This window comes from Chryseobacterium sp. PvR013, assembly GCF_017833095.1.
In the GTDB taxonomy this organism is placed as follows: Bacteria; Bacteroidota; Bacteroidia; order Flavobacteriales; family Weeksellaceae; genus Chryseobacterium; species Chryseobacterium culicis_A.
Genome location: NZ_JAFIBT010000001.1, coordinates 5188437 through 5207704 on the forward strand (window position 1 = coordinate 5188437; position 19268 = coordinate 5207704).

17 protein-coding genes are annotated in these 19268 nt (G+C 36.3%); 3 read left to right on the plus strand and 14 right to left on the minus strand.

The genetic code is table 11. The features are described 5' to 3' along the window. Nucleotides 1–104 precede the first annotated feature (104 nt). From JOE44_RS23575 to JOE44_RS23585, 3 genes are all read right to left on the minus strand, one after another. On the minus strand, nucleotides 105–1001 hold the full coding sequence (locus JOE44_RS23575) for a 3-hydroxyacyl-CoA dehydrogenase (protein WP_209788307.1): 897 nt from the start codon (nucleotides 999–1001) through the stop codon (nucleotides 105–107). A gap of 145 nt (nucleotides 1002–1146) precedes the next feature. Then, complete coding sequence (locus JOE44_RS23580; protein ID WP_209788308.1) at nucleotides 1147–3075, minus strand: oleate hydratase; 1929 nt, start codon at nucleotides 3073–3075, stop codon at nucleotides 1147–1149. A gap of 89 nt (nucleotides 3076–3164) precedes the next feature. Beyond that, nucleotides 3165–4043 (minus strand): AraC family transcriptional regulator, encoded by an 879-nt coding sequence (locus tag JOE44_RS23585; RefSeq protein WP_209788310.1) that lies wholly within the window; start codon nucleotides 4041–4043, stop codon nucleotides 3165–3167. 305 nt (nucleotides 4044–4348) lie between these two features. On the opposite strand from JOE44_RS23585, the gene JOE44_RS23590 reads away from it, so the two are divergent. Next, nucleotides 4349–5530, plus strand: a complete 1182-nt coding sequence (locus tag JOE44_RS23590) for an MFS transporter (RefSeq protein WP_209789304.1) — start codon at nucleotides 4349–4351, stop codon at nucleotides 5528–5530. A gap of 95 nt (nucleotides 5531–5625) precedes the next feature. Here the strand turns inward: JOE44_RS23590 and JOE44_RS23595 are convergent, their stop codons facing one another. Continuing rightward, complete coding sequence (locus tag JOE44_RS23595) at nucleotides 5626–6591, minus strand: YpdA family putative bacillithiol disulfide reductase (RefSeq protein ID WP_209788313.1); 966 nt, start codon at nucleotides 6589–6591, stop codon at nucleotides 5626–5628. A gap of 121 nt (nucleotides 6592–6712) precedes the next feature. Here JOE44_RS23595 and JOE44_RS23600 point away from each other — a divergent pair, with 121 nt between their 5' ends. Further along, nucleotides 6713–7354, plus strand: coding sequence for a hypothetical protein (locus JOE44_RS23600; protein WP_209788315.1), 642 nt, complete (start codon nucleotides 6713–6715; stop codon nucleotides 7352–7354). A 91-nt stretch (nucleotides 7355–7445) separates the two neighbouring features. Here the strand turns inward: JOE44_RS23600 and JOE44_RS23605 are convergent, their stop codons facing one another. From JOE44_RS23605 to JOE44_RS23650, 10 genes are all read right to left on the minus strand, one after another. Beyond that, the gene (locus tag JOE44_RS23605; protein WP_209788318.1) at nucleotides 7446–8735 is read right to left on the minus strand and encodes a glycosyl transferase family 1; all 1290 of its coding nucleotides are present in this window, start codon (nucleotides 8733–8735) and stop codon (nucleotides 7446–7448) included. A gap of 52 nt (nucleotides 8736–8787) precedes the next feature. Beyond that, nucleotides 8788–9096, minus strand: a complete 309-nt coding sequence (locus JOE44_RS23610) for a GIY-YIG nuclease family protein (RefSeq protein ID WP_209788321.1) — start codon at nucleotides 9094–9096, stop codon at nucleotides 8788–8790. A 75-nt stretch (nucleotides 9097–9171) separates the two neighbouring features. Continuing rightward, nucleotides 9172–11712 (minus strand): YfhO family protein, encoded by a 2541-nt coding sequence (locus JOE44_RS23615; RefSeq protein WP_209788324.1) that lies wholly within the window; start codon nucleotides 11710–11712, stop codon nucleotides 9172–9174. A gap of 31 nt (nucleotides 11713–11743) precedes the next feature. Further along, complete coding sequence (locus JOE44_RS23620; RefSeq protein ID WP_105681040.1) at nucleotides 11744–11974, minus strand: hypothetical protein; 231 nt, start codon at nucleotides 11972–11974, stop codon at nucleotides 11744–11746. Nucleotides 11975–12035: 61 nt separating this feature from the next. Continuing rightward, nucleotides 12036–13085 (minus strand): DUF6263 family protein, encoded by a 1050-nt coding sequence (locus tag JOE44_RS23625; RefSeq protein ID WP_209788327.1) that lies wholly within the window; start codon nucleotides 13083–13085, stop codon nucleotides 12036–12038. Nucleotides 13086–13099: 14 nt separating this feature from the next. Then, nucleotides 13100–14221 (minus strand): serine hydrolase domain-containing protein, encoded by a 1122-nt coding sequence (locus JOE44_RS23630; protein WP_209788329.1) that lies wholly within the window; start codon nucleotides 14219–14221, stop codon nucleotides 13100–13102. A 3-nt stretch (nucleotides 14222–14224) separates the two neighbouring features. Further along, nucleotides 14225–14974 (minus strand): 23S rRNA (guanosine(2251)-2'-O)-methyltransferase RlmB, encoded by a 750-nt coding sequence (gene rlmB / locus JOE44_RS23635; protein ID WP_105681037.1) that lies wholly within the window; start codon nucleotides 14972–14974, stop codon nucleotides 14225–14227. 78 nt (nucleotides 14975–15052) lie between these two features. After that, nucleotides 15053–15445, minus strand: coding sequence for a four helix bundle protein (locus tag JOE44_RS23640; RefSeq protein WP_209788331.1), 393 nt, complete (start codon nucleotides 15443–15445; stop codon nucleotides 15053–15055). Between the two features lie 30 nt (nucleotides 15446–15475). Further along, complete coding sequence (locus tag JOE44_RS23645; RefSeq protein WP_002977558.1) at nucleotides 15476–15946, minus strand: DinB family protein; 471 nt, start codon at nucleotides 15944–15946, stop codon at nucleotides 15476–15478. A 247-nt stretch (nucleotides 15947–16193) separates the two neighbouring features. Beyond that, nucleotides 16194–17528, minus strand: coding sequence for a peptide-N-glycosidase F-related protein (locus tag JOE44_RS23650; RefSeq protein ID WP_209788334.1), 1335 nt, complete (start codon nucleotides 17526–17528; stop codon nucleotides 16194–16196). Nucleotides 17529–17764: 236 nt separating this feature from the next. Here JOE44_RS23650 and JOE44_RS23655 point away from each other — a divergent pair, with 236 nt between their 5' ends. Then, the gene (locus tag JOE44_RS23655) at nucleotides 17765–19072 is read left to right on the plus strand and encodes a hypothetical protein (RefSeq protein ID WP_209788336.1); all 1308 of its coding nucleotides are present in this window, start codon (nucleotides 17765–17767) and stop codon (nucleotides 19070–19072) included. Nucleotides 19073–19268 lie beyond the last annotated feature (196 nt).

Genomic DNA, 19268 nt, shown 5'->3' on the forward strand with positions numbered 1-19268 from the left:
TCGGAAAAATTATTTTGCGCCTTCGCGTTTTCCAACAAAAACAAAAAGCAGAACCTATAATAAGGCCTGCTTTCTTAATAGTTTAAAATCTGAAGTATAAGATTCTATTTCAGAAAATCTTTGTCGCGATATGAAGGATTAGGATATTTATAAAATCCTTCCCCGGTCAGTACTCCCAGCTTTCCTTTGTCAATATAATCTTCTTTTAATTTTTCTACGGCTTTGATCTTTAATGGATCCTGAGTTTCTTCAGCTTCCATTTTATTGATATTATATGCCGTTGTAATTCCCACAACATCCAGAATACCGAATGGTCCTACAGGAGCTCCGGTGGCTACCATCCATGTTTTGTCGATTGTTTCAATATCTGATACTTCATCAATCCAGAGATTAACTGCGGCTCCAAGCAACGGAACCAATAATGAGTTGACAATATATCCAGGTTGCTCCTTCTGGATCGGTAAGGCGACCATTCCAATATCTTTGGCAAATTTGATTACAGAATCAAATACCTCCTGAGAAGTTCCCGGATGGCGCATAACCTCTCCGGTATTGTGTTTCCAGATTTCATTGGCAAAATGGAGCGCTACAAATTTCTCCGGTCTTCCTGTATCTTCAGCAAACTGGCTTGGAAGCAGAGTGGAAGAATTCGTTGCAAATACTGTTTTTTCAGGAGCTACCTGTGCGAGTTTGTGATAAAATTCTATTTTAATTGCGGGTTCTTCAGGAACTGCCTCTATCAGCAGATCGGCATCTTTTACTGCTTCGGCAAGATCAGATGAGTAGCTGATATTTTTAAAGGTTGCATCCAATTGTTTTTGTGTTGCTCTCAGATCTTGTTGGTAAGCTTCACTTAAAACGGTGAATTTACCCCTGGCTTTTTCCAATACTTCATCATTGATATCATATACGGTAACATTGAAACCATGATAGGCAGTCTGGAAGGCGATCTGATATCCTAATACACCACTTCCTGCTATCGTTATATTTTTAAAATCCATGAGATTTATTTTTAATTAAACATGTTTTTAAAGTAGATAATCTCCGTTTGAAAATAATGTTCTGTCTTTGCTCTCTTAAAATAAGGATATGTTTTTATAAACCTTTACTATACTACTTTAAAACTACTTTTTGTAAGCGATATTTTTAGTCTTTTACTCCTTTTACCCAATCCTGGAATCTGGTTAAGAAAGATTCATGCTCTTCTTTTTCTTCCGGACGGTTGACTAAAATATGTTCAAAATAAGTTCCTTTTAATATTTTTCTTAAAATTCCTTCTCCTAAGAAAGGTTTGTAATCATTAAGAGCCTGGGTAGCTTTTAATAAATGTCGGATATCATACTGTAACGGATTGATGTCCGGAACCTGTTTGTTGAGGTTAAGAAGATTGTAAACGGCAATTCTTGCTGTTCTCACAGAACTTTCCATGGTGAATACCACATCATTATTGGTTTCTACGAATTGTCCTACAAGACCTAAATTGGTACATCCTTCAGGAACAACTCTCGGACGGTCTCCCTGTGCTCTCGGCATAAACATAGAGGTGATGTAAGGCATAAATGAAGTACGAACAATCGTATTTTCTATAACATTATCCAGTTGATCTGTCATTCCAAGGTGATGGCATAACTCGGCAAGAATCTCATTTCCGGTACATTGAGGCATTGTTTTTTTAATATAATTACCTTCTTTGTCCATCAGTAAAGCATATACCCAAACAACAAGGATATCATCCGGCTGGGTAGGGAAGTGCGGCTGTCTGTTGCAGGTAAAACTCATCACCCAGTTAGAGTCTGTAATGGTAATAATACCTCCGGTAGCAGTTCTTCCTGAATAAGGATCATTCACACACAATTCTTTTAATTTTTCTGTGAATGCAGAAGGTCGGCATGTTAAAGTTGCAGATTCCCAAGAAGATTTTTCAATATGGCTACAGAATTTTTCAGGTTTCCCGAATACTTCAGATTTTGCAGCCAGGTTTTTCCATAACTTCCATCCTGCACTTTGTCCGGCATTGCTGTTATCTATTGTCACTTCAGGAACGGTATTGTTGTCTCCGTAGAAAGTACTTTCAGTCATCGATCCGGTAGTTACAATAACGTAATCTTCTTTACCGACTGGAATCCTTACTTCCTCTCCGTTCTGTTCTGTAATAATACCTTCTACTGTTTTTCCTTCTGTATTGATATGAATATCAAGATCTTTAACCAACGTATTAAACTGGATCTGTACCCCTTTTTCTACCAGGAAGTTTTTGAGTGGTGTTACATAGGTATCATATTGGTTGTATTTTGGGAAAACCAGACATGAAAAGTCTTTCATTCCGTCAATAGCATGAAGGAATCTGTGCATATATAATTTCAGCTCCAGTAAGCTGTGCCAGTTTTCGAAGGCAAACATAGAACGCCAGAAGAACCAGAAATTACTGTTGAGGAATGATTCAGAAAAATAATCTTCAATGGTAAGATCGTCCAGCTCTTCTTTTTTCTTTAATAAAAGTTTTACAATCGCCAGCTGATCTTTTTTCTCCAAACCGAATTTACTGAAATCTTTGATTTGTCCCTGATTATGGATCAGTCTTGCTTTAGAATAATTCGGGTCATTGTCATTGATAAGACGGTATTCATCCAATACGCTGTACGGTGCTGGTAGTTCCAAAGCGGGAATATCCTGGAACATATCCCATAAATTTTCGTAGGTCATATCCATTTCTCTTCCTCCACGGATGATGTAGCCATCTTTTGCGTTACCGGCTCCATCCAGAGATCCGCCTTCAATATTCAGCTGATCGAGGAAAATAATGTTTTTGCCGGGAACACGGCCGTCACGAATGAAATAATAAGCGGCAGACATCCCTGCAATTCCGCTTCCTACAATATAGATTTTACTGTTTTCGTAAGACTGTAAAGGAATTCCTTTATTACGCTGATAGTTTCCGATCTGGTCGGAGAAAGGCATCGTTTTTTCAGGAGTGTTAATCTGAACTTCTTTACTTGAATCCGGTTCGTGGTTCACTTTTCCAAACTGCTCAGAGGCATTTAAAACTTTGTCGAATTTTGAATTGATCGTACTCATCTTTTATTGTTTTTAATTAACAGTATAAAGGTACTTTGATTCATAAAGCGATATATATCCTCAAGTTCAGAATTATTATCCCCAAATTCTCAGGACTGAATATTTTCCTTCATTCTGTATTCTGAAGGGGAAAGAGCCGTATGTTTTTTGAAAAAACGACCGAATGCCGAAGCGGAATTGAACTGCAGTTCAAATGCAACTTCCGAAATCGTTATATCAGGATTTCCGAGCATGACAAAGGCTTCTTTCAATAGGGCTTCATCAATCACTTCATGAGGTGTTTTTCCACTTGCCTTTTTAATAATCTCTATGAGGTATTTATTGGAAACGTGCAGCTGATCTGCATAAAACTGAACCGTTCGTTCCCTGTTAATATTTTCTCTGATGAGTTGGCTGAATTTCAGATAAAGGTCTTTTTTTCCTTCTTCTTTTGCCGGATTTGCTGTGTTTTGATGTTCCATAATCTCAGCCGTTTCAAGCAGCAGATGGAAAATAATAGTACGGATAATTTCCTCAGTAAACTTTCCTTCCTTCTTGGATTTTTTTTCAAGATCATCCAGAAGATTCTGCAGTAATGAAGAATTTTTCACTGTAGTTTTTACAATGCTGTAAGAACCTTTAGAGAAAAGATTCATCTTCTCAATGATAAAAGGATTGGAAATGTTTTTAATTAAAAAATTCTTGTCAAAGAACAACAGTTTCATCGTAAAATCATCGCTGGTCTTTCCAAACTTTACAATGGTGGAAGGAGCTGCCATCAAAAAACTGTGAACATCTACTTTATATTTCTGACGGTCTATCTCAATATTGATTTCTCCTGCGGTACAAATACAGAGTGCATAATAATCCATTCTGAAAGGCGCTTTGGGAAATTCAAAAATGGGTTTTCCGGAAGAAATATAATAGGATTGGCGGCAGTCAATACTGTAAAAAGATAGGGTATCATGTAAATTTTCGTAGGTTATCATTCTTACGTATTGGTTAAGTTTTTATTATGTTTTAGAGTCTTTTTTAGCTCAAAACGCCTGTTGTTACTGCAATTTACGATTTTTATAAAGGTCTTAGGGTTTTATATAGTTAAAAAAATGTTTTTTTAAGGATACAGATGATGGTCTGTTTTTATAGACTTTATTTATAAAAACAGGGTTTAAACAAGGGTTTTTGGGTTATTTTTATCTAATTTTGCACTTTCTAATTTCCCCTCCAAAATATTATTGTGAAACTAATTAACGTATATACGAGTTCTTTTAAAGGACTCTCGCAAGAGAGTTGGATGCTGGCGTTGGTAATGCTCATCAACAGGGCCGGTTCTATGGTGCTTCCGTTTTTGGGAGTTTATATGACTAATCATTTACATTTCAGTATTGAAAATTCAGGAATTGTACTGAGCTTTTTCGGGATAGGTTCCGTTATCGGATCCTGGCTGGGAGGAATGATTATGGATAAAATAGGGGAATACAGGGTACAGAGTCTGAGTTTATTGCTCAGTGTTCCTTTATTTTGTTTAATTCCGCTTTTTACAACGGAAGCTGGTCTGGCAGGAATTATTTTAGTCCAAAGTATTGTAAGCGAAACTTTCCGTCCGGCAAACTCCGTGGCAATTACCAAATATGCAAAACCTGAAAATATTACCCGTGCGTTCTCACTAAACCGTATGGCTGTAAATCTTGGGTTTTCTATCGGTCCGGCGTTGGGTGGTATTTTGTCGGCTATTTCCTATGAATTTCTGTTTTTCAGTAATGCGCTGGCTGCTTTGCTGGCTGGATTGATGTATATCTGGTTCTTTAAAGATCGTACAAGATTAGCGAAACAAAAAGCGAAAAAGGTAAAGGAAGCCATTGTTATTAAAAAAGAAAGTTCTCCGTACCGCGATCGTAAATTTTTGATTTATTGCGCATTCTGTATGCTGTTTTCGATATGTTTCTTCCAGCTTTTCAGTACGCTGACGATATTTTATAAGGACACCGCACATCTGAGCCAGCAAAATATTGGATATATCCTTGGTTACAGTGGTTTTCTGATTGTTTTGTTGGAAATGGGACTGGTACAGGTAGCAGAGAAGTATTTCAGTTTAGCCTTTACCATGTTGATCGGAACTTTCCTATGTGGAGTTTCCTATGCCATGCTGGCATTTGATTACAGTATGATTACCCTTGTTCTGTCTATGACACTCCTTTGCGTGGGAGAAATATGGACACTTCCTTTTATGTCAACCATTACCGCATTACGATCAGGAGAGAATAATAAAGGAGCTTATATGGGATTGAATGGGATATCATTTTCCATTACATTCATTATTACACCCTATATAGGAACACTAATCGCAGAAAAATTAGGGTTCAATATCCTATGGATCGGAACAGGAGTGCTGGCTGTGGCTATTGCTGTTGGTTTTTACTTTATTGTTCCCTGGATGCTTAAGGATAGAAAAAAGATTGAAGAAGATTTAATGTAAGATGATATAATATTTTTGCTTCATGGATTCAAAAATACAACTTCGGGCAATTTCGTAGAAATTGCCCGAAGTTGTATTATACTAATCGTTTACGATTAAGATCTGGAAAGAATCGTGTTGATGATCATGTTCGCATGAACCCTTGAGTTCTCAATGAACCAAAGATGGGTATCTTTTCCACCACATACTACTCCTGCAAGATAAAGATTGGAAACATTGGTTTCCATGGTTTCAAGATTATAAAACGGATTCAGACAGTCTCCATTAAGTTCAATACCTGAATTTCTCAGGAAATCAAAATCGGGAAGATAACCCGTCATAGCCAGTACAAAATCATTATCAATTTCATGAATTGCTCCTTTCTCGTCTTTAAAAATAACGGTATTACTTTTAATTTCGACCATTTCTGCATTAAAATGAGCTTTTATGTTTCCTTCTGCAATTCTGTTTTCAATATCCGGTTTAACCCAATATTTTACACTTTTGGAAATCTCAGAATGACGAACGATCATAGTGACTTCAGCTCCTTTTCTATAAGTTTCAAGCGCTGCATCTACAGCAGAATTGCTTGATCCTACCACCACTATTTTCTGTTTTGCATAAGGATAAGGCTCGGTGTAATAATGTTTAACCTTTGGAAGATTTTCGCCGGGAATATTCATGAGATTGGGAATATCATAGAATCCGGTGGCAATCACTACATTTTTAGCATGATAGGTTGCTTTTGTAGTTTCGATCTCAAATATTTCATCATTTTTTGAGACATTCAGAACTTTTTCATACAGATTAATGTTCAGCTTTTTCTGCCTTGCAATTCCCTGATAATATTCCAGAGCTTCCTGTCTTCCCGGTTTTGGAGCCGTAGAAATAAAAGGAACTTCATCAATTTCCAGTTTTTCTGCAGTAGAGAAAAAACGCATATATAAAGGATAATTGTACAGTGAGTTGACAATAGTTCCTTTTTCTATGATGACATGACTAAGGTTATTTTTTTGAGCTTCAAGAGCACAGTTTAAACCAATTGGTCCGGCCCCGATAATGAGAATATCCAACATTTCCATCTAACAAAGGTACGACTGAAATTATAAATTATCAATGATGAATGACGAATTCATGATTCTTTGCCTCATCTGCTGCTTGGCATCAGTTTTGGTGTTTTTTAGCAATTTCAAAATGTAAAATATGAAAAAAATATTAATGGCAGTATTCGTCCTGAGTATGATAGTAGCCTGTAAGAAAGAAGTTGGGAAACCTGTTCCCAATGAGATAGATTCCATAGCACAAACCAAAACAGATAGTGCAGACATCATTAAGAATAATGCTAATAAAGAGGTGGTTTTAAAGCAGACCAATGATGAGGTTTTGAAAGCACTGAAAGCTAAAGATTATACCACTTTTGCCTCCTTGATTCATCCCGAAAAAGGAATTCGTTTTTCAATGTATGCTTTTGTTGATACGAAAGGAGATAAACATTTTTCTAAAGAAGATTTTGAAAAATATCAACCTACCAAAACCTTGTTTACCTGGGGAGCACATGATGGTTCCGGGGATCCTTATAAAGCCACGATCAATGAGTATCTTGGTAAATGGGTGTTTTCCAAAGATTTTACGGCATCACAATATTCATTGAATAAATTTATCGGAGGAGGAAATTCCCTGAATAACTTACAAGAGATTTATCCTAAAGATGATTTCACAGAAAATTATATCAAAGGAACTGAAAAATATGGCGAAATGGATTGGAAAACAGTTCGTTTTGTATTTGAAGAATTTCAGGGTAAATACTATCTGATCGCTGTTGTAAATGATCAGTGGACGATTTAGAAGTTAGAAGTTAGAAGTTAGAAGTTAGAAGCCACAAATGGAATTTGTAGAGTAAGACCTCCAGCTTCCAGCTTCTAACTTCCTTTCTTTATTATAAGATTTCAGTCAGCTGACGGGTTAGATTTTTTCTTGAAAACTGTTCAATATGCTGAGTGTTTTCATGAAGACTTCCTTCTTTCCAAAGGTTGAATTTTTCAAGGATAAACTGCTTCACTGTTTCTGTATCCTGATAATTGAAATGCTTTCCTGACTGCGTTTCGTTCAGAATTTTTGCCACATCCGCCTGATCGGGTCCAAATGATAGGATCTGTTTTCCTGAAGCCAGATATTCAAATATTTTTCCGGGGATGATTCCCTTTGAGGCTTCATTCGGGAAATTGGTAATAAGAAGTAGACTTGAATTTTGCATTTCCTCTACCGCTTTACCATGAGAAAGATATCCAAGATTCAGAATATGGTTTTTCAGACTTGAATTTTCAATAGCGTATAGGATTTTATCATCGATTCTTCCTGCAAATTTTAATTTAAAATCAGCTGCAAAATCAGTGTTTTCCTTGATCAGTTCATCGAGTGCCTTCCATAGGTTTTCAGGATTTCTAAGCTGCTCCAAAACCCCGATATAACTTAAAGTGAATTGATCCTGATGATTCTGTCCTTTTACTTTTCCCTCTGAATCACTTTCATCAAATCCATTCGTAATACACACAGCATTCGCACCCGCTTTCCTGAAGTTTTCTGCATCGGTATAGCTTGTTGCCAGTGTAATGTCTGCATTTTTAAATACAGCACTTTCCAGCTGACGGTGTTTTTTATCCGAACTTTTGGTTAATTTCAAATGCTTGTAATAGGAAATTTCTGTCCATGGATCACGGAAATCGGCAATCCATTTCAGATCCGGCATTTTATCTTTAAGTCCTAAACCAATCAGGTGGAGAGAGTGGGGCGGACCGGAAGTTACAATCGTATCTATTTGATGTTCTCTCAGGTATTTTTCCAAAAATGTTATGGAAGGCTTCACCCAAAAAACTCTGGCATCAGGGATGAAAAAATTACCTCTCACCCAGATGGAAAGTTTGGATTTCCAGCTTTGGTTTTTACCTACATCAAATTGTCCTGCCTTAAATTTTTTATTGCTTTTATTCAGCTTTTCTGCTAATTGATAAGGTTCCCAGATTTTGGTTCTTACCATTTCAATATTTTCAGGAACATCTTTCATCAGGGTTTCATCCAATAAAGGATAGCTCGGATTTTCCGGAGTATAGATGACTGGTTTCCATCCGAAATCCGGCAGATATTTTGCAAACTTCAGCCATCTTTGAACACCAGGACCTCCCGCAGGAGGCCAGTAATAGGTGATAATCAATATTTTCTTCTGTTCCATTTTAATTGATTCCTATGTCATTCTGAATGAAGCAGAAGCGTAGTGAAGAATCTCACTCTATCTCTTCATTGAGAAATTTCCAATCTGGATTGAATTCTTTAATTAAGTTTTCTTTCTTTTGTCTGGTCCAGCCTTTTATTTGCTTTTCCCTTGTTATTGCTATTTCAATGTCATCAAAATGTTCAAAATATATTAAATAAAAACATTTATATTTTGATGTGAAACTTTTTTCAATAGCTTCTGGGTTTTTATGCCAATATAATCTATTCTTTAAATCATTAGTAACTCCTGTGTATATTACTGTCTTTATTTTATTAGTTAATATATAGACATAGTAATTATGAGTTCCTAGTGTTTTCATTTTGAGATTCTTCATTACGCTACGCTTCATTCAGAATGACATTCGTAATATTATTTAAAAACCTTATTATATTATTTAAGCTTTCTGTTCAGCTACAATTTCTTTTTTCTTGTTTTTATTCATCCAGAAAATTCCAAATGCAGACAAAAGAATAAATAAACCGAATGACAGTAGAGAAAGCCATTTTCCTTTTTCAATCACTTCAGGTTCAAATACCATTCTGATATGGTGATTTCCTGCCGGAACATGTACTGCACGAAGCAAGTAATCTGCTTTGATATAAGGAACTTCTTTTTCGTCTACAAACATCTTCCATCCGTGAGGATAATAAACTTCAGAGAATACTGCCAATTGAGGCGTTTTCGACTGAGATTTAAATTCAAGTTCATTAGGCTGGTATTTCGTAAGATTGATAAATGCTGCAGAATCTGCCTGAACGGGCTTGTTGTCAAAATAGGCTTTATCAGATGATGCAATAACGGCTGTTTTCTTATTGTCAATCGTTCCGATAGATTTAATTTCCTGGTTAGGAGTCTCTACAAATTTTAAATCGCTTACAAACCATGCATTTCCGTTGGCTTTTGGATTAGGAACAACCTGTGGCTGCTCGGGTCCTCCGAAAACCATATATTTTGCATTCAGTAAATTTAATACGTTAGGTGTTTTTACACTGTCAATACTATTGATATATTCATTCAGTACATCATCATATCTTCTTAATTTTACAGCGTGATAACCTCCAATGGAAGCCTTGAAATAAGACGTATTGGTTTCACTGGTTACTCCCAGCGTCTGGTTGTAAATTCTGTAGTGTGTTTTGTCCTTTTCAGCAATTGTTTCCAATGTTTTGTTGATGTTGACATTGGATAAAATAGATTCCAGATTCGGATTTCCCTGAACTTTTTCAGCCAACAGGTCTGAGCTTTCTGTCTGGAAAGGGTTTTCAGCAAAGATTTTATCTACGTAGTTTTCGTCATTTAAATAACGTTTGTTTACCGTCCAAAGATCAAATAAACTTACAAGTCCAATGACTACCAGAGCAATATTCTGGTTAAGCTTTTTCTTTAAAGTTAAGAATAACGCAGCAGCGGTAATCGCCACATAAATGAATGCTTTTATCGCATCTATTCTGAACAATTTATATCGCTCATCTACCAGATAATCCAGTAGGAAAGGAGGAAAATATGTTTTTTCATTTTCTGTAGCAAACCCTAGTAATGATTTTCCAAATATTAAAAGAATCAATAAGAATCCCAGAGTCCCACCTCCTACATACATAAGTATTTTTTGTTTGTACTCTTCAGTCAGTTTTTCATCTGTGAAGAATCTGTATAATCCCAGGATGGCAATTAATGGGAATAATAATTCCACAACAACTAAAATGGATGAAGGTGCTCTGAATTTATTATAGAACGGTACATAATCGATAAAGAAATCAGATAACGGCATAAAGTTACTTCCCCAGGCTAGTAAGATCGTCAGGATGGAAGCTCCCAGAATCCAGTAACGGTATTTCTTCGAGGCAAAGAAGAAGCCTAACAATGCAAGGAAACATACAATAGCTCCCTGGTATGCAGGTCCGGAGGTTCCCGGCTGATCACCCCAATAGGTTACTCCGCTGAAACCTTTGGAAATTCTATCCATTTCAGATTGTGAGCCTACATTTTCCTGCACCAGTTCCTGAACCCTGTTCATGATTTCTTTTCCTTCAGGTTCCTGGCTTCCACCACCCATTAATCTTGGGATGAAAAGGTTTAAAGTTTCCAGTTGTCCGTAGCTCCACATCAGCATGCTCTCTTTATCCATTCCGGATTTTCCTGAAGTATGGCTGTCGTTTGTTAAAATCTGTTTTCCACGAACAGTTTCTTTTACATATTCTGAATTAGCCATGATTCTTTGTGAATTCATTCCAACCCCGATCATGCATGATGCAGCAATAATTCCTGATGAAATAAGGAAATGCTTCATCGGTGTTTTTTTCTGTATCGCTCTGATCAGCTCAGAAAGGAATAAAAATCCTAAAGCAAGGAACAGATAATAGGTCATCTGTGGGTGGTTTGCCGCAATTTGAAGCCCCATAAAAAGGGTGGTGACGATGAATCCCCAGATGTATTGTTTCCTGATATAAACCAGTAAAATTCCGGCTAACAGCGGGGCAAAGTATTCAATGGTATTTACCTTACCATTGTGTCCGGCTGCAATAATAATATAAAAATAGGTTGAAAGCCCGAAGAAAGTGGCTCCCAGAAGAGCATACTTCCAGTTTCTGACCACTACCATTCCCAAAAGGAAAAAACCTGCAAATAGCAGGAAGAGATAATTGACCGGCCTTGGCAGGAAATTCAGATTGCTGTCGATTTTCTTGATGATATCACCCTTAAACTGGCTTCCCATCTGATAAGTCGGCATTCCCCCAAACATGGAGTCACTCCAATAGGTTTCATTTCCGGTATTGGCTCTATAGTCAAGCAGTTCTTTTGCTCCTCCTCTGTATTGCACAATATCATGCTGGAAAAGTTGTTTTCCTGAAAATACAGGGGTAGAATATAAAAATGCTAAAACTATAAATACTACTACTGAAATTGCAATATAAATTAAGTTTTTATTTTTTGCCATACTGGTTATTATCTTTTATTTCTTGGAATGTTTACCTTTTGTCATTACTCTCTTTCACCTCTTCATAGTCTACAGTTTCTGCATCCCAGTTAAGGTTCTGTTTGTTATTCTTATTCGAGTCGTGTATGTCCTGCTGTTTATTATTCTGATTGTTATTGTTGAAACGATAGCTGTAAAAGGTCTTAAAGAAAATTCTTTTCAGAATGTTCCAGACAAAGAAAATAATAATAGCAGTGAGTACTAACTCAAGAATGTACTTCATAATTTTTTGTTTAAAGTTCAGGGTTTAAAGAGTAATCTTTAAACCCTGAATATTTATCAAGTTATTTAGCAGAGGGGTTTACCATTACTGAAGAGTTGGAAACACTCTTCATAGACTGAGATTGTTTTCCATCGGAAATGGTTTCTATCTGAGTAGTCTTTACGTTGATATTCTGGTTGGTAATCCATCCTGTGTTTTCGTCAAACTTAATGGTTCCGCTCTGAACCAGTTCACTACTCAGGCTATGGGTAATAGGTCCCTGAGCTTTCTTCTCCGTTTTCTTAGGGATACCTCCTGTTACTGCAATTTCAGCCGCTCCGTTTCCTAAGCTTTTTACTACATAATTTGAAGTTACTTTTACACTTCCGCTTGGGTCGGCATTTTCAGAAGTTGACCACTTTTCTCCAATTTTCACTCCTTTTTTAGGAATAATCATCAGGTTTTTATGGAACTGATCTTTCAGTACTTTTTCATTGAATGATTGTTTAAGGCTTGCTACTACGCTAGCTTTTTCATTAGCATCTTTGATCAGTGTACCTACAGCATTTCCTACTTTTGTGTAAACAGCATCAAATCCTGTAATAGAAATTACATTCCCTTTTGTATCCATTTTCATCTGAAGCTTGTTTCCGGTAAGTGCTTTGTTGACATTCCAGATCATTTTAAGATCATCTTCTTTAGGAAGAGGAAGTTTGGTATCTACCACCACCGTTTTTCCCTGGGCAGACTGAGAACTTCTCTTAGCTACAAGATTAAGGGTCATTTCATATACATTTCCTTTAATATCATCCACTACAAAATTCATTTCGTCTGTAGATTCACTGGTTGCAGTAATTGATTTTCCCTGAGGATCTGTCATTGTTTTTACATCTCTCTGATACGTGGTAAGAGGATATGTTTTCCCTTTTTCAAGCTTGAAAGTCTGTGTAATAACTCCGGCAGAATCTTTGATTGCCGGGTTTTCTGTAACTTTTGCCACTGAATCGGCAGGAACTTCTACAGTTACTGTTTTTCCGGTTTTAGGGTCTACTTTCGTTATTTTTGCTGTCTCTTTTTTACAAGATACAAGAGCTATTGATGATATAAGCGCAAGCGCTGCAATGTTCTTCATTTGATTTTTTAACTTTATTTTTTACTACTATTTCTTAATAAATGATCTGCAATGTCATGCAGCTTCCCCTGAGATTCCGCATCCGATTCATTGGACAATATTACTATACCCATTTTTTTTGACGGATAAATCTGAAGTACGCTTGAAAAACCAAATGTACCTCCGGTATGATACACCGCTTGGGTGCCGTCTTCATAGGCGTGCAATCTCCAGTATAGCCCAATAGCATCTCCTTCACTTTTCACAAGAGGAGTATGAGATATCTTCACATACTTATTGTTTTCATCCAGATGATAACGCATATATTTCACCAGATCCTCCGTGGTGGATATAATTCCGCCTGCAGGAGCAAAGATGGTACTGAAATTTCTGGGCATTACTTTTCCTTTTTCGCTATAACAAGTCAATAGCTGTGCAGAATTCGTACCAATAATGGTCTGATTCATTTTCAGTGGCGTTGTAATATACTTTGCAAGCAGGTCTCCATAGCTTTTATGATAGATTTTTTCAAGGATATCTCCTGAAATCTGTGTTCCTACATTGGAATATTTATAGTCTGTTCCCGGTACAAAATCCACTTTAGCCTGATGAAGATCCTCATAAAACTTCTTCTTTGAATAGTTTTTATAAAAATCCGACAGGGCCATCGCTACAGAATCCATCGGTTTTTTAAAGGTCTGAGACTGATCCGGCAGAAACTGTGGCAATCCTGATGAATGATTGGTAAGATTCCCAATCGTTATCGGGTGTCCTTCAAATTCAAGATTGGCATAATTCCCATCTAAATACTTACGGATATCATCATTCATTTTGATTTTACCATCTGCTAAAGCATGAGCCAGAAGTGTTCCGGTAAAAGTCTTGGTAATGGACGCAATTTCGTATAAACTTTTAGAGGTTGGAAGCTCTGCTTTTCCTATTTCTGTAGTTCCATAATTATAAAAATAACTTTTACCATCTTTAAAAACACCTATTGAAAGTCCTACCCGTGCAGGATCCTGCATATAAGCGAGCGCTTCTTTCTGAACCATCTTATCAAGCTCAGTGGTAAGGTGATTGTCTGTTGCTATTTTTTTTGCCTGCGCATTAAAAATAAATGGGGCAAAAAATAAGGGTAAAAGTGATTGTATTTTCATGTTTTATGGGTTGGGTATCACAGTCATTTTCTGTCTTACCGCCTCATACAAAATCGCTCCACATGCTACAGAAACATTCAGAGATTGAGTTTTTCCTTCAATAGGAAGTTTTATTTTTTCATCAGCATGATGCAATACTTCTTTAGAAATTCCGGTTTCTTCATTTCCCATCACAATAGCACATGGCTCTGTCATATTAACATCATAGATCAATTTCTGAGCTTTTTCACTGGCAGCATATACAGAAATTCCGCTTTGCTGAAGGAAATCCACAGCATGAGCAAGATTGTTTTCTTTACATATTTTAATATTGTAAATAGCACCTGCAGAGGTTTTTATAGCATCAGAATTAATAGGAGCAGCACCCTTTTCCGGAATGATTATAGCATCCACACCTACACATTCTGCTGTTCTGCAGATCGCTCCAAAATTTCTTACATCCGTAAGTCTGTCCAGAATCAGAAGAAAAGGAGTTTTTCCCTGTTCAAATAATTGTGGAACAATATCCTCCACTTTATGAAACGGTACATCCGAAATAAAGGCAACCACACCCTGGTGGTTTTTTCTTGTAAAGCGGTTCAGTTTTTCAACCGGCACATAATTGGGACGGATTTTATTTTTCGCTAAAATGGCTTTTAATTCAGCATAAATAGGACCTTGAAGTGCATTTTGCACAAAGACCTTGTCAATCGTTTTTCCCGCTTCAATTGCTTCAATCACGGGACGCAGCCCGAAAATAAAATCGTCTTTCATTGAGTTGTTAAAATTTTATGTTTAAGGTTCAATGTTCAATGTTTAAAATTCAAAGTTTAATGTTTAAAGTTTTGAAATTCAATTTTTGTACTTTGTTCCCTTTAAATCTGTTGTATTTAAATATTTTATAAAAGAGCTGATCTTTTTACTTAACGTTTCTGTCTGCTCCATTAATGTTTCAAATTTTTCCTGAGAAATAAAACTTCTGTCGAAAACCCGATACAATTGTGATCTGGTTTCTCCACAGGAAGCTTTCGCAATAGAAAGAAACTGTATAAATTCTCTATTGCCGTTTCTTTCAAATCCTTCAGCAATATTATCCATTACTGATCCTGAAGAGCCATCGATTTGATTACAAAGTTTAAAATTATTTTTAAGGTTGGTAGATTCAATAATATCATAAATCTCATGACAAAGTTGTCGGGATAGCTTCCAGATCTCTAAATCCTCAAATTTATTAACTGTTCCCATAACCTTAAACTTTAAATCTTAAACTTTGAACTAATATTTCTCTCCTAAAATTGCTCTTTTCTGAGCCATCACGTATCCATAGTGAAGGCTTTCATGCATATTGTTGAAGATGATGGCATCCTGGATGCTTTTCAGATCCATCCCGAAACTTGTTGTGTAGGGTGTATAATCTGAGAAGAAATCACTGTCATAATCCTTCATTAAAATCTTTGAAGTTTCTGTAAGTAAAAACTCTAAATCTTCTACTTCTGATTTCTGAACATTTAAGTTGGGTAAAGTTCCTTTTTTATAGGTTTCAATCCAATATTTGTCAATACGGAAAGGATTTCCGCTCAGGTAATAGTGCAGCAGTTGCTGTGTGGCAACGGTATGTGCAATATTCCAGTAAATATTGTTGTTGAAACCATCCGGAATCAGAATTAAATCTTCATGAGATGTATTCTGAAGGATATCTAAAAGGTTCTTTCTTACCTGTCTGTGTGCTTGAAAATGATAATTCATTTTGCAAAATTTTTAATCACCAAAAATAGTTTAATAAACTGGAAATGACAATTTTTTTGGGTAGAGGATTAAAGTTAAAGTTTTTTAACTACTGGGAAAACGGATGGATTAAGATTATTTTTTAAACTGTTTTTATTGATATAAGGATGTTTTTACGCTTATATTGAAAAGGTAACCTATACAAAAACCCTCCCCAAAAAAGATTTGAAGAGGGTTTTATTATTGTGTTCAAAAGATCTACAGTTTATTATTTTTTGATGATTTTGTGTTTAAAGGAGGTTCCGTCTTTTAAAACAATACTTAAAAAATAAATTCCTGTGCTGTATGAGGAAAGATCTATCCTGTTCTCTTTGTATGTTTCTGCAAGTTTTCTTCCTTCTGCGTTGAAAATACTGATAGAATTAACTTCTACTTTTGATTTTATATTCACAAAATCAGAAGTAGGATTGGGGTAAATATTCACATCAACCGTTCTGATATCTTTTACATTCAACGTTATATTGCTTTTTCCCTGCATATAAACTGATAACATGACATATCCCTGCTGTTGGTTGAAAACTGCCGTTGGAATTGTGTGTTTCAAAGTATGATTGCCTGCAGTTAAGTTGGGTAATGTAAATTCTCTGATGGGAACAGCATTTCCGGGACACCAGTTATTCCATGAAGTCCAGTCTGCGAAAGTTTTAGGTGTGGCTCCATAGATTCCGTTTCCTTGAGTATTGTATACACGGTATGGTTCACATGAAATACCTCCGGGAGTATAGGTGAGTACCTGTACGTCATCTATGTAGGTGTAGTTTTGTCTTCTGATATATTCTTCACCACCACTGTTGGCGCCATGAGGAGTAGAAATTACAAAGAAACGGGCATCGGTAACAGGATTAGGTAGATTAAAAGTAACAATTCTAACAGTTTCTCCTGTAACATCAGTATTGTTATAGTTATTAAGGGTGCTATAACTTAATATGGGTACGATAGTGTTGCTATCGGTAGGAGTGGCTCCTGTATCCGTTGAGAAAAAGGTAAGAGTTCCCGAAAAAACATCAATTCTGCCTGAACAGCCTGAAACCTGGGTTTGAGCTGCATAGGGAACTCCAAAAACATCAAGTTCCATATACAGATCATAAGCATTTCGTAATGCTGTATCATGAAATATACTGTATAAATTGCTGACATCATAAGTGTAAGGAACTTCTGAAGGAGTTCTGTTTTTATTCATGAAAGGAGTAATATATCTGCCCACTTCAATTCTTTTGACATTAGGGTCATTGATGGTGTAGGTAGATTGGTTTTTAGGAACCATTGCTAAAAAGACTTCCCCAAGACGGTCATAATTATCACACAATGCTGCGATGGTTACCCGCATAGCGATCTTAGCCTTGAAAGCGTCTAACTCTGCATCAGTAAGTTTTCTTGTATATCTGGCATTATTCAGTCTGGTTAAACCCGCAGGTACAGGGTTGGATACCGTGGCAGCATAGCCATCATAGTATACTGCATCTGAAATTATATTGGTCATGGTCGTTTGGGCGAAAACGAGATGGGCAATGAAAAAACTGAAAAAGAATAGCTTTTTATACATATTATTGATGTTTAGTGTAAATGTATGAAATATGTATTAAAAATGGCTTTAATTTATTTTATTTTTATGGTATTGAGTGTGTTTATTGTTAAATGTTTGTTGTTTTTAATTTTGAATGTATTTTTTGTTTAAATAATTTCTTGGTGTTTAAATATATAATGAAATATGTTTTTTTTGCTATTATGAAAGTATTTATTATTAAATTAGCATGGTATTATAAATAAATGTTATTAATAATGAAAAGAATTTTACTTTTGGCTTTATTTTTTGTAGTGACGGCGGTGAGCGCCCAGATCAATATCAATATTGGAAGTTCAAATGTAGGTGTCGCTCCTATAAGCAGTTTTTTTTCCTATTCCTATGTACAGCAAATCTATCCTAAACAGGAAGTAAATGCCAATGCAGCAGGAAGTATCACAGGACTCACATTTTACGTGGATTCTTCATCAACGATTACTGAATCTTCTAACTGGACAGTATATCTCGGTCATACCTCAAAAACGGCTTTCTCTTCCGGTACAGACTGGATTCCTGCCGCACAACTTACGCAGGTATTCGCAGGAACTGTTACCAAAAACAATAATAAGGTTGAAATTATTTTTACAGCACCATTTGCTTATAATAATGTAGATAATCTGGTTATTGCCGCAAAAGAGAATTCTCCGAATATGGATATCAATACTTTTGATGAAGCTTTTCATGTCTATCCTCATATTCCCTACTCAACCTTGTATTATAAAGGTGACCGTGGAGTCGTAGATATTGCATCTCCTCCAGGAGGAATCAGAGCGGATTATAAATCGGCAGTTACCATTTCAGGTCTTACACCAAGCGCCGGGCCGGCATGTCCTTTTGTTGTTTATCCGGTAAATAATACTCAGAATATTTCTTTAACTCCCAATTTCAGCTGGCTTCCGGCTTCAGGGGCTACATCCTACAAAGTTTCGTTGGGAACAAGTTCAGGAAGTGCTGATATTATTAATCAGCAAACAGTTTCAGGAAATAGCTTTACCCCTTCCACAGTGCTTACAGCCGGAACCACTTATTATTTAAAAGTAACATCCGTTTCAGGAAGTACTGAATCTTCCGGGTGTTCAGAAATTGTTTTTAAAACTGTTCCTCCAATACCTGCAAATGATGCGTGTACTGGAGCATTGCAGGCATCAGTATTTCCTTACACCTATACTCAGGATGATGCTGTATCTACAACAAATAATACAGGAAATATAAGCGTATGTACAAGTACTGGAGATACAGGAATGAATGATGGTACCTGGTTCAGATTCACAGGAGATGGCAGTCAGTTTACCATTAAAGTGACCATGCCTTCTGGCAGCAGCTATGATCCGCAGATAGGCGTTTATAGTGGCAGCTGCAGTAATCTGTCATGTACCGGAACTGTAGATGATGGTGGTGGAGGTACTGCGGAAACGCTTACTATTACCACGGTATCAGGAACAGAATATTTTATAAATGTCGGAGCGTATGAAGATACTACTGATGCTCCCGAAAATATATTTACCATTACAATAACCAAGCTTTAAAATTAGATAATATAGTTTCAGATTAAATATTAAGAAGATAAATTAAAATGTTGCAAAAGTGATTTTGTGACATTTTTTATGAATTGTAATAAAATAAAGATATACCTTGATATAATTTGAATTCTGAATTTGTTTATACCTAAGAAATTCAGCGTTATAGCTTTAAATATCTCGTCAACACCGGATTTTTAACAAA